Source organism: Clostridium sp. (assembly GCF_032552055.1).
Classification (GTDB): domain Bacteria; phylum Bacillota; class Clostridia; order Clostridiales; family Clostridiaceae; genus Clostridium.
Map to the genome: position 1 here is coordinate 1 of NZ_JAWGSV010000084.1, position 12,064 is coordinate 12,064.

Annotated in this window: 11 protein-coding genes and 1 other annotated feature; of the genes, 2 read left to right on the forward strand and 9 right to left on the reverse strand. The window is 28.8% G+C overall.

What is annotated here, in order from left to right:
- The 3 genes from E6248_RS07625 to E6248_RS07635 all read right to left on the reverse strand — a co-directional run.
- Positions 1-249, reverse strand: a 249-nt coding sequence (locus E6248_RS07625; protein WP_316340225.1) for a pyridoxal-phosphate dependent enzyme, incomplete at its 3' end; no start/stop codon positions are given.
- 117 nt (positions 250-366) lie between these two features.
- Positions 367-598 (reverse strand) — a binding site (T-box leader).
- 68 nt (positions 599-666) lie between these two features.
- On the reverse strand, positions 667-1,926 hold the full coding sequence (locus E6248_RS07630) for a magnesium transporter MgtE N-terminal domain-containing protein (RefSeq protein WP_316340234.1): 1,260 nt from the start codon (positions 1,924-1,926) through the stop codon (positions 667-669).
- Between the two features lie 745 nt (positions 1,927-2,671).
- Positions 2,672-3,556 carry a YegS/Rv2252/BmrU family lipid kinase gene (locus E6248_RS07635; protein WP_316340226.1) on the reverse strand — a complete coding sequence of 295 codons (885 nt, stop codon included), beginning with the start codon at positions 3,554-3,556 and terminating at the stop codon, positions 2,672-2,674.
- A gap of 302 nt (positions 3,557-3,858) precedes the next feature.
- On the opposite strand from E6248_RS07635, the gene pssA reads away from it, so the two are divergent.
- Entirely contained in the window at positions 3,859-4,380 is a 522-nt protein-coding gene (gene pssA, locus E6248_RS07640) for a CDP-diacylglycerol--serine O-phosphatidyltransferase (protein ID WP_316340227.1), read from the forward strand.
- Positions 4,381-4,433: 53 nt separating this feature from the next.
- Here pssA and E6248_RS07645 read toward each other — a convergent pair whose 3' ends face one another.
- The 3 genes from E6248_RS07645 to E6248_RS07655 are packed head-to-tail and all read right to left on the reverse strand — an operon-like array spanning position 4,434 to position 6,094.
- On the reverse strand, positions 4,434-4,793 hold the full coding sequence (locus E6248_RS07645) for a hypothetical protein (protein ID WP_316340228.1): 360 nt from the start codon (positions 4,791-4,793) through the stop codon (positions 4,434-4,436).
- 12 nt (positions 4,794-4,805) lie between these two features.
- On the reverse strand, positions 4,806-5,540 hold the full coding sequence (locus E6248_RS07650) for a hypothetical protein (RefSeq protein ID WP_316340229.1): 735 nt from the start codon (positions 5,538-5,540) through the stop codon (positions 4,806-4,808).
- A gap of 11 nt (positions 5,541-5,551) precedes the next feature.
- Positions 5,552-6,094: a rubrerythrin family protein gene (locus E6248_RS07655; RefSeq protein ID WP_316340230.1), complete on the reverse strand. Its 543-nt coding sequence runs from the start codon at positions 6,092-6,094 to the stop codon at positions 5,552-5,554.
- A gap of 521 nt (positions 6,095-6,615) precedes the next feature.
- Here E6248_RS07655 and E6248_RS07660 point away from each other — a divergent pair.
- Positions 6,616-7,095, forward strand: coding sequence for a GNAT family N-acetyltransferase (locus E6248_RS07660; RefSeq protein WP_316340231.1), 480 nt, complete (start codon positions 6,616-6,618; stop codon positions 7,093-7,095).
- 110 nt (positions 7,096-7,205) lie between these two features.
- Here the strand turns inward: E6248_RS07660 and E6248_RS07665 are convergent, their stop codons facing one another.
- The 3 genes from E6248_RS07665 to E6248_RS07675 are packed head-to-tail and all read right to left on the reverse strand — an operon-like array spanning position 7,206 to position 11,681.
- Positions 7,206-8,576, reverse strand: coding sequence for a SpoVR family protein (locus tag E6248_RS07665; RefSeq protein ID WP_316340232.1), 1,371 nt, complete (start codon positions 8,574-8,576; stop codon positions 7,206-7,208).
- 2 nt (positions 8,577-8,578) lie between these two features.
- On the reverse strand, positions 8,579-9,754 hold the full coding sequence (gene yhbH / locus E6248_RS07670) for a sporulation protein YhbH (protein ID WP_136007898.1): 1,176 nt from the start codon (positions 9,752-9,754) through the stop codon (positions 8,579-8,581).
- Between the two features lie 4 nt (positions 9,755-9,758).
- Positions 9,759-11,681 carry a PrkA family serine protein kinase gene (locus E6248_RS07675; protein WP_316340233.1) on the reverse strand — a complete coding sequence of 641 codons (1,923 nt, stop codon included), beginning with the start codon at positions 11,679-11,681 and terminating at the stop codon, positions 9,759-9,761.
- Positions 11,682-12,064: the final 383 nt, after the last annotated feature.

Below are 12,064 nucleotides of genomic sequence, written 5' to 3' on the forward strand. Positions count from 1 at the left end.
TCTTCCTATCATAGCTAAAGCTATACCGGTATTCCCACTTGTAGGCTCAACTATTATAGAACCTTCCTTTAATAATCCAAGCTTCTCTGCATTTTCAATCATTCCAAGAGCTGCTCTATCTTTAACACTTCCACCTGGATTTAATTTTTCTAGTTTTATATATACTTCTGCACTGTTTTCATCTGCTAACCTATTTAATTTTAATATTGGTGTCTTACCAATCATCTCTACCATACTATCGTAAATCATAATATCCTCCATCCTATTATTTATAATTAGTTTAATCTTTAAATTTCTATTAAATTTATTTATCTATAATTACTTTAAATTAAAAATTTGTATTAAAAAGCCTCCGTCTCTAGTCCTTATAGAGACGAAGGCTACTCCGTGGTTCCACTCTAATTAGATTTAACAATTAATCTCACTCATTACTGTAAATTACAGCATTCATTGTAACGGATGAATCCGGAAAGTCCTACTAAAAATTCAAACTTCAACTCCAAAGGGCACTTCATATAAATTATAGGTAAAAGGATCTCATCTTTCCTTTCTCTCTGTAACCTTCCTTTATACTACTTTTCTTTTTCTTCGTCTTTAATTCTGAGTACTTTACTAAGTTTTATATTTTCATTATATGACTAAAAGTTTAATTGTCAATATTTTAACCTATCTAATTTTCTTCTTCCAAACTGGATAAAGAATTTCATCTATTAAATCATGAGCATTAACTGCTCCTATTAGCTTTTCTTCTTCATCTATAACTGGTATAGATAATAAATCATATTTTGAAGTTAGTTCTATTGCTTCATCAATATTTACGTCATGTCTTATAACTTCTACATCTTCAGTCATTATATCTTTCACCTTAACATTTGGTTTATTTAATATTAGATCATAAGAAGTTATTGCACCTAATACCCTTTCTTCTTCATCAGTAATATAAATCCTATAAAGTTCGTCTTCTTCAACTTCTTCCATTTCTCTTACTATCTCAATAATTTCTCCAATAGTAATATCTAAGTTAAAAGATAAGAAGTCCGTTCTCATAATACTACCTACAGCTTCATCTTCATAACCTAATATCTCTTTAACTTCTTCAGCATCTTCCTTTTCAAGATTAACAAGGATCTTTTCTCTTTCCTCATCGTCTAGTTCATCTAGGACATCTGCAATTTCATCATTTGACATTATTTCTAATAATTCAGCTGCCTTTGTTTCACTTAAGTCTTTTATAATACTTCCTTTATATTCTGGATCTATTTCTTCTAATGTATCTGCTGCTAAGTCTTCATCTAAGGATTCAAATATTTGCTTTCTTGAGCTTGCATCTAGGTTTTCTAATATATCTGCAAGATCCGCTGGATGCAATGTAGATAGTTTTTTATATGGTACTGAAATTTGTAAATTATTATTTACCATTTCTAAAGATTCAACATCATCCCACATTAAAACTCTATCTTCATAATCCTTTCTTAAAACACCATATATAAAGCTTCCAAGCTTTGCACAGTTTAATCTTCTAAACCTTGCATATGGTCCTGTTTCAACTGCAATTACTCTATATTCGCCTGCTATTTCTGCTATTCTTAAATCATCAACTCTTACTACTTGTTTGCCATTAATATCTACTATTTTTTTATCTAGTAAGTGCTCTGATAAAAGGTAAGAGTATGTCCTTGGTAATATCTCCTTACTACCTCTTGTAACTATCTTTACTTTATTATTATCAAGCTGATAAAAATTAATAGTTCTAAACTCATAATGGAAAGTAGATCCATCTCTCCTAACCTTATAGCCTATAACTCTTGGATATCCATCTTCTGTAGTTACATAAATGTCCCTAAGCTCACCTATACTTTCATCAAATTCATCATATATTTTACGTCCTAGGATATTTGTGTATAGAAATACTGATAGCTTCTTCATATTCTTCATATCTCTTCCTCCTACATCTTAGAGGAGAAATAAGATAATTATGTTAATTTAAAATAAAGTATCTCCTCTAAAACAATAATATTCAATTTTAAAATTACTACTCTGAGGAACTTCCTCCATTTAAATTCACTCCTTATTTTTTTTAAATAGTATACTATAATTCTTATTAATATATAGTATCTACCCAATATTATATTATATTAAAAATCTACCAAAAGGCAACACTATTAATAAATTACGAAGGAGTTTTTAACATATTATGCTCGGCATCCGTCGTAAACTCCAAGTCAGCTTACGCATAATATGTTAAAAACTCCTTAAATAATTTAAACTTGTGGATGTAGTCCAACTAAACGAAGAAATTCAGACGAGCTGAATTTCAACAATCATCAATAAGTACTTCTATTCTGCTAAAATATACTTAATTATAAATTCACACTATAGGTACATTAAATAATGATATATACTAACAAATATAAATATAATATCTGAAATAAGCATATGGCGATAAATTAGAACTTCTTTTTACAACCATTTGTCTTATGGAGCCGTCTATTTATCTTCACAGTTATTTTCGTATTTTAAAATGAAAGAATGAAGGAGGAGGTTTTGCTATGCAAAACCTCTTTTATTTATAGATGCTCTAATAAAAATCTGTAAAGATTTTTATTAACATTTTTCCATTCTTTAATTATTTCATTTTTTCATTAATAAAATGCCTCGCATTTTATAACTATTAAGACTTAACGCCTAAAACTTTAAGTCCACCTTTTATACATTTTATGTTTAATGGGAAATCTGGTCCCTTTTCTCCATCTATGTCTGTTACAATATCCTCTGGAGATTCAATACATAAGCTATCAGTTTTAAAATAAATAACGTTGTCTGAATCTAAATGTTCCCCTCTTAAAACCTTAACAAATAGAGGTATAAGTTCTATTATAGGAATTGCTTTAAATATAATAACATCTAGTAATCCATCTGTTGCTTCTGCCCTAGATGCAAGTTTAAAATTACCAGCTGTTTGTCCATTAAATACCAGCATAAAATACATATGCCCTTCGTATTCCATTTCCTTAGATTGTATTTTCACCTTTAACTTTCTAAAATTAGGAAGTTCCTCTAAGCCTTTTAAATAATAAGCTAGTTTACCTATTGTATTTTTTAAATTAACATCTGTTTTTTGAGAAACATCTGTAAATAATCCTGTACTTGCTACATTTACAAAATATTTATCATTAATACTTCCTAGGTCTACAGCTGTTACCTCTGAATTAATAATTTGCTTGCAAGACTTAATAATATCATTCGGCATTCCTAAGAATTTTCCAAAGTCATTTGCAGTTCCAACAGGTAATATTCCAATTGGAACTGATACTCCTGATTTTGCCATAGCATTTACTACACTATCAATAGTTCCATCTCCACCTGCTATTAGCACATAATGATAATTTACATCCTTAAAATCGTTAAAAGCATTTATTACATCTACATTCTTGTCAATTCTATATGGGACAATAGTGTATCCTGCTTCTTGGTGAATCTTTATAACCTTATCAAGCTTATCAATTATTAAATTCTCCCCCGAATAAGGATTATAAATAAATTTAACCTTTTTCACTTTACCCCTCCTTAATAATTAAATTAATAATTATTGAAAAATATCATAAACTAAATATACTAAATATTATATCACAATTTATTATATTACTATATTTTACATGTAAATAAAATTAATTATTAGCTGTGTTTCTTAAGATTATCTTAATAATTTTAGTATTCCCTTATTTTTTCTTAAGATTATATTAATAATTATTTTACTACTAATGACCTTATATTTATTATGAATCTGTGATATAATAGTGCATTGATGATAAAGGAAAGTCAAACTCTATCTTCCTTTATATAGTAGGGGTGATAATTATGAAAAAAAGTTGTATACCAAATATTTTTACATTTATCAATTTATCCTGTGGCATAATATCTATTTTATACACATTCGAACAAAACTATTTATTTGCATGCTTTTTTATAATAATAGCAGCACTTGTTGATAGATATGATGGTAGAATTGCTAGATGGTTAAATGTTTCTAGCGAACTTGGAAAAGAATTAGATTCTTTAGCAGATTTAGTGTCCTTTGGTGTGGCACCTGCAATATTAACATTTTTAATGTACGATTTAGCAAAAGTTGGACCAGCAGGTATAATTGGAATAACTGTACTTTTAGCTTTTCCTATTTGTGGAGCATACAGACTTGCTAGATATAACACCTCAACATTTGATGGTGTATTTACGGGAGTTCCTATAACAATCACTGGTAGTTTTATAGCTGTATTTGTATTTTTTACTATAAATAAAAGCATAACACCATGGATTCCTATTATATTATTAGCAATAGGTGCATATCTAATGGTTAGTACATTCAAGTTAAAAAAGCTATAGGGATATAAATGGGCTGAATCAAAATTTTATTTTGACTCAGCCCATTTAATTTTTTATTCTTCTTCTTCATCTTCATCTCTTTCAGAGTTGTTAAATTGTAAATCATAATCAATTTCTGTTAATATATTATCCTTTATTGTTTTATCATCTATATAATTCTTCTTAAGCTTACAATACTTAACATAAGCTCCACTACAGTCATCAAGAGTCTTTATTATTTCATCAATAATCTCACCTAAATTATCAGCTCTTTTTACTGCTTCTTTTACATCACCTTTTTTAGCTTCTGATATATTATTAAGCTCATTTGCGCCACCTATTAATAGTCTATAAGAGTTAACCATAGAACCAAGCAAATTAGTTAAATTATTTATATCATTATATTGATTTTTCATTAAATGTCTGTAAGACAAATTATCACCTGCTTACATATTTATAGTTGCATTAACATATTCATTATCAATTTTATTATATATATTTCCACTATTTTTTAATAAAGCCTCTACGTCTGCACTACTCTTACATTCAACTCTTTTATTTACTAAGATACAATTTAGATTTTCAATTTGATCTCTCAAAATGTTTCTAGCATCATTAAGAATATCATCTATTACCGCTTCTATAGAATCATAGTTTAGGGTTTTACAATTAAGTTCTGCTAAATTTTCATTGTATATATCAGATATTTTTCCAATATAATAATTGATAAAGGCATCTATATCACCAGGAGTAAGCGGCCTTCTAACTCTTAGAACTTCATTTTTGTACATATTGTAAACATCTTTAAATTTCCTTGCATACTTGTTTACAAGGTTAGTACTTTCTTTTTCATTATTTCCTAAACAATTAGCTTCTTTAAGTTCTTCTATAAATCTCATAAATCCATATATATATTTAATTATTTGTTCCTCAATTTCTTTATCCTTTATGTTCTCAAAATAATTTTTTGTAAATTCTTCATCATGTCTTAATTCTTCATCTTCATCTAAGTTTATAGTATCTGAAAGATAATCTCTACTTATATTATTGACTAAAACTTCATTATATTCTACACTCTTTCTTTCATAGTTATATTCCATATTATTATTTTCATTATTAAACTTGAAATCACCCTTAAATAATACTGGAACAAAAAACTCCTTAGGTATTGATATAAACATAAGCTTCCTCCTTAAGCATTAGTTACCTTACAGTATGGTTTAAAATATGCTCTTGGATACTTGCATAACGGACAAACTAGTGGTGCTTCTTCACCTTCATGAATATATCCACAATTCATACATACCCACAATGATCCTGCTGGTCCCTTAAACATAGTTCCATCTTCCATCTTGTCATAAAGCTCTTTAAATCTCTTAGAATGATTTTCTTCTGTTTCAGATAACTCCTTGTAAAAATCAGCTATATCATTAAACCCTTCAGCTCTTGCATCTGCTTCAAAGCCTTTATAAATATCTTGATATTCGCTATTTTCACCTAAAACACTAGCCATTAAATTATTTTTAGTACATCCAATTAAATTTAAATAAGTTCCATATACCTCTCTTGCATGTGCTAACTCATTTCTAGCAGTTTCATCAAATATTTCGGCAACCCACTGATATCCATCAAGCCTTGCTTTTTCAGCATATAAATTATATCTAGTCCTTGCTCTTGCTTCCCCAGCAAAAGTTCTAAATAGATTACCTTCTGTTTTACTTCCCTTTAAATCCATTGTATTCTCCTATAAATTTATACACTTATACATTATGCAACAATATAATCAGTTGTGAAGCTTTATGATAAATTACGAATAAAACATAATGATATGTATTAACTTTCCGATTTTTAAATAATTTCGAATACAATTCTAAATTTAAGCTATCTAAGCTGGCTAAATTTTCATAACTCGCTTTGCTCAAACAATAAAAATTCTTAACGCCATCTTAGCTATCTTAAATAAGAATTGTAATTTCTCATTATAATAAAATCTCCAATTTAATACATATCATTAATGTTGAAAACTTCTTGAATAATTTAAACTTGGGGATGCAAGCCTACTAAAGGAAGAAATTCAGGCGAGCTGAATTTCAATAAAAAATAATGTAATCACCTAAAATATTTTAAATGGTAAATTACTAGCAAATATAAATTAATTTCTTGTACTCAAAGTGAATAAATGGAGTATACTTATTTTAAGTGATATAAGAATAGAATTTTTACAAAAGAATGAAAATACTATTGGGGGAAATAAAAATGGATAATTACATAATTAATACGGTAGATCAAAATGATATTGGTAAAATTATAGATATTTATAATTCTAATAAAACTTTCTTGGAAAATCATGTCGGTATTTCAAAGGTTTCTAAAGACTTTATAATTAATGAAATCGAAGAAATGAAGAATATTGGGTTCAGTTCTTTAGTTATAAAAAATAATGAAGGTAATATAGTTGGTATATGTGATTTTAAAATTGGAGATGAAGTCTATTTATCTTTATTAATGATTGATGCTAAATTAAAAGGAAATGGATTAGGTAGAATTATATATAATCAGTTAGAGAAAATATTTAAAACTAAAAATTCTAAGAGAATTAGAATCGATGTTGTATATGATTATGAAGAAAATGCACTTGGTTTTTGGGAGAAACAAGGATTTGTGCCTTCTGAAAAAATAGAGTTAGAATGGAATGGATATAAATCTAAAGCTATTAAAATGTACAAGACTATTTAGTAATAACATAATCCATTACATAAATATAAATGCTTCCAAATAACACTGACCAAGCGACTTGGAGCTTGCGAGGTCGCCTGGTGTAGTATTATTGGAAGCATTTATTAGTATTAATTAATAAAAATATTTCTATCTTCGTTGCAGATAAGTTCTATACTCTTTCCGTCTCTAGTTTTTGTTATGAGTTTCACCTTATAACCCCAAAGATCAAATACATATTTTAAAGTTTCTTTTGCGTAAGATAATTCAAGTTCTCTTCCATCATAGTAGTGCTCTAATGTTAAGGTTAAGTCTCTTCTATTTAAGTCTACAACCCTAATGTAAGGAATGGAGGCTACTCCACAAGTATCAGCTAAGTAATTTCTAATTTCTCTCCAGCCCTCTTCATCTGATACTTCCTTGATTTCATATTCAAAACTTTTCTTTGCATATTGGAATAAATTTAATTCCTGACAAAGCTCTTTAGTTAAATATTTTCTTAAGAAGGAGCTATCTCTTTCTGTTCTTCTTACTTCAAAGATTTTCTCTCTTCCATATCTTTTATCAATATCTTCAAAAACCTTAAATCCTACATAATAAGGATTTAATCCACCAACCATTGGTGCAACAACATCATTATGCCTCTTTAAGAATTCAAAATGAAGTCCAGTCTCTAATTCCAGTGATTTTAATATATTGTAATGCCAGAAGCTTGCCCATCCTTCATTCATAGTCTTAGTTTCTATTTGAGGTATAAAATATTGAGTTTCTCTTTTAACTATTCTTAATATATTTTTTTCCCATTCCTCTAATGAGCTATATTTTATTATAAAACCTATAACATCATCTACAGGTTCAATTGGGATTTTATTTACCTCTGGAAATGGGGTAGTATCTTCCCCATCTAAAAGCCCTCTATTTTCCTTTTTAGTATAATAATCTTTTACTAAACTATCTCTAACTTCTTCATTGCTTATTTCCTTAACTCCAACTACTCTTGGAATTTGATATCTTATTGCATGAGCTGCATCTAATATTTTTTCAACTCTTTCATATCCAATATTGGGATTATTAATATACCCTCTAATTATCTCCGCATCTAGTTTAAACATTTCAAGAGCTGCTTTAGCATTAGTTCCTTCAGTGAACATTCTATTATTAGCAAAAAAATCATTATGTCCATATACATGAGCCATAGTTAATATTTGCAATAGTAATGTATTTTCTCTCATTAAATATGCAAGACAAGGATCTGTATTTATTACCATTTCATAAGGTAATCCTGTCATATTTAATGAGTATAAAGTTTTATTCTTATCATATGCCTTACCATAACTCCAATGAGGATATTTAGATGGAATCCCTACATAAGCTTCATAGCCTAGCATTTCATTAAAACCTATAACTTCAAACTCTTGTGGATAAAATTTAAGGCCAAAGTCTTTTGCTTTTTTTTCAATAATTTCATTCCAATTTTCTAAAGTGCTAAGATTGTATTCCATTCCTACTCCTCCTTTAGCTCTTTAGATAGCATAATCTTTAAAGCTTCCCATAAATCCTTCTTTTCCTTTACTATTACCGAAGTAAAGTTCTTACAAGCTACTTCTCTATTAAACCTATAATACATAGTTGTAGAGTAAGTTGATGGTAAAAGTTCTGCATATCCAAACATATTACTAATTTCACATAGTTTCTTTACAGAATTAATGGCCCTTTCATTATCTTCACTCCAGTTATCCCCATCACTTGCGTAAATAGGATAAATATTCCACATAGTTGGTGGATACTTTTCTTCAACAAGCTTTAAAGCTGTGTTAATTCCACTAGAGATATAAGTTCCTCCTGATTCAGCCTTATGGAAAAATTCAAACTCATTAACTACCTTAGCAACAGTCGTATGAGATATAAATTCAAATGCTATATTATTATACTTTCTACTTATAAACCTTGATAAAACGTAGAATAAGGATCTAGCTAAATATTTCTTACTACTGTCCATGGAACCTGAAACGTCCATAATAAATATCATAACTGCATTACTTTCTTTTTTAGGTCTTTTCTTAACCTTATAATACCTAATATCATCTTCCCTAAATGGAAATCTTTCAATATTATCATCTAATCCTGCTTCTATTAAAGCCCTCTTCTTACCTTGCTTTCTAGAAATCTTAGCTTGAACTGTCTTCTTCTTTGCAAGTCTTGGGTTAATACCATACCTTTGATATCCCCTTTTTCTTGCAGCACTTTCAGTTATTATTTCTGAATACTTCTTCTTATCTAAATTAGGTAACTCTAGATCTTCAACTATATAATCCATAAGTTCATCTAAAGTTATCTCTGTTTCATATACATCTTCACCAGGGCTGTTTCCAGCCCCTTTATTACCTTTTTGCCCTTGGTTTTGGCTTCCATCTGAAAGCTTATCCCCTCTTTTTTCTTCACCAGTTCCAGTGGCAACTCCCTTATTATTTCTTCCAAATACAAATTGATATTCTTTTATTCCCCTAATAGGTATTTTAAACTTCTTATTTTTAGTTTCACCTATTATGCTCTCTTCAGATAGAATATCTCCTAAATTTTCTTTTATAGATTTTTCAACTAATTGCCTATGACGCCTTCTATCTTCTATAGATCTATCGTGTTCTAGAGGATTGTCTGCATTATCTCTAAAGATTGCCATTTTATCAATCCTTCCATAAGTTGTTAGCAGCATACTTAAGTATTACATCACAGCAGTGCAAGCAATACCCATTATTTTGCATTTCCTCAACCATGGAATTATATTTTTCTGCTTGTTCAGAATCTCTAACTCTAGACTTAGTTATTATTCTAGACAGATCCTTTACAGATGCCATAAGCTTCTTTTCAATTGCTTCCTTTAAAGGTTCATAAGAATTATAAGCTATTTTGCTACCATTTCTAACTAAGTAGAACATATAGGAAGTAACATCAGCTCTAAAGCCCTTGCATGAGTTTTCTGATACTCCAATTTGCTCTTCTATACTTCTCATAAACTCTTCATCAGGACTTAAATCTTCACCAGTTGATAAATCTTTAATTTTACTCTTATTAACAAAGGCTTCTGCATTATCTATATAATTATCAAATAGACTTTCAGCTTGTTCTCTAAATGAATGTATAAATGCCTTAGTAATTTCCTTTTCTAAAATCTTATTATATTCTTTTCTAATAGTATCTTGGATAAACCCTAAATACTTCTTCTTATCTTCAGCTGCAATATCTAATTCCTTAACTGACCTAACTATACTTTCCATTATACTTAAAGGATTAATACAATTATGCTCTGAACTTGATAAAGCATTATCTATAGCCTTAATTATAAATCTTGTACTAATTCCCTTCATTCCCTCGTAAGAACCTGCTTCTTCTCTAAGCTCACTAATATCAATCCTCTTAGTTCCACCCTTTTCAACTATATCTTCACCGTTATAAATCTTAAGCTTAGTTATAGGGTCAACCTTAGCTGATGGTGCTAATCTTGATAAAATTGCAAACATAGCTGCAACTTCAATTGTATGAGGGGCAATATGAGCATTAAAATTACTCTTCTTTAATATTTTTTCATAAATCTTAACTTCTTCATCAAGTTCTAAACAATATGGAACTTCAATCTTAACTATTCTATCTAAAATAGCTTCATTAGTATGATCTGATTTAAATTTATTCCATTCAGCTTCATTTGAGTGAGCTATAATAAGTCCATCAAAATAAATCATTGAGCCTTTTCCTGGTGAAGGAACAGATTTTTCTTGAGTTGCAGTAATTATAGTATGAAGATATTCAACATCATTTTTAAATACTTCTATGAACTCAACTAAACCTCTATTACCAACGTTAAATGCACCATTTAATGAAAAGATTCTTGGGTCATCTTCTGGATACATATCCATTTTAGATATATCAACAGAACCTGTTAATATTGATGTATCTTGGTTATTAGGATCAACTGGTGGTACTACCCCTATTCCTTTTCTTGATCTTATAGAGAATCCTTTTCTTTCAACTTCAAAGTTTTCGTATTCACCATGATATTCATTTAATAATTTGTACTTACATACAGGGCATAAATCTCCCTCTATTTTAACTCCCAATAAGTTTTCAAATTCAGGTCTTAAGTGGTTAGGTATTAAATGTAGTGGCTCCTCATGCATTGGACATCCTTTAATAGCATAAATAGGCTCACATTGAACTAGAGCTTTCTTTAAAGATTCAACTAAAGAAGACTTACCTGCTCCAACTGGTCCAACTAAATATAAAACTTGCCTAGCTTCTTCACCATTCATAGATGCTGAGTGGAAATAATTAACTAGCTTCATTACTACTTTATCAATACCAAAGAAGTCATCCTTAAAGAATCCATATCTTCTTATAGAATCATTGCCATATATCTTTTTAACTTTAGGGTTTTCTTCACCCCTTAATACTTCTACACCCTTACTAACTACCATGTCATAAATTCGTTTATGTGAAAGCTTAGCTATATCTGGGTTTTCCTTTATTATTTCTAAATAATCTAGAAAAGTTCCTTCAAATTTTTCCTTATTTCTGCTTTCTCTATCACTTTTTATAAATTCCTTAAAATTCAAATGACACCCCTCCTTTTTATAAAATATATTCATTCTCCTACTTTATATATGACAAAATATATTATAAAGTTCTCTGTAAAATATTTCCTTTTGATTTTTATAGATATGCTATTAAGCAAATTATGGTGCCATTAAAAAATAAAATTTTATGGTTCTAAAAATGAAAAGCACTCTAAGTTTTAGTAATAAAATTTATTATTATTGCTAATACTAAAAATAAAGGTTTTATAAAAATTAAACTTTGATAATTTATTAATTATCAATATTGACAAATTAATAACTATTATTAATTAGTAACTTTTATTGATAATTCGATTATAATGTAGTATAATGAGTTTAGAGAATTAAACATAAAGGGGTGTTGTATATGGACGGACTAGCAT

What these genes read in the sequence shown, in the direction of transcription:
- pssA (WP_316340227.1), top strand. Translation starts at nt 3,859, where the DNA reads ATGAAAAAAAGTTGTATACCAAATATTTTTACATTTATCAATTTATCC.
- E6248_RS07630 (WP_316340234.1), bottom strand. Translation starts at nt 1,926, where the DNA reads ATGAAGAAGCTATCAGTATTTCTATACACAAATATCCTAGGACGTAAA.
- E6248_RS07660 (WP_316340231.1), top strand. Translation starts at nt 6,616, where the DNA reads ATGGATAATTACATAATTAATACGGTAGATCAAAATGATATTGGTAAA.
- E6248_RS07650 (WP_316340229.1), bottom strand. Translation starts at nt 5,540, where the DNA reads ATGTTTATATCAATACCTAAGGAGTTTTTTGTTCCAGTATTATTTAAG.
- yhbH (WP_136007898.1), bottom strand. Translation starts at nt 9,754, where the DNA reads ATGGCAATCTTTAGAGATAATGCAGACAATCCTCTAGAACACGATAGA.
- E6248_RS07655 (WP_316340230.1), bottom strand. Translation starts at nt 6,094, where the DNA reads ATGGATTTAAAGGGAAGTAAAACAGAAGGTAATCTATTTAGAACTTTT.
- E6248_RS07665 (WP_316340232.1), bottom strand. Translation starts at nt 8,576, where the DNA reads ATGGAATACAATCTTAGCACTTTAGAAAATTGGAATGAAATTATTGAA.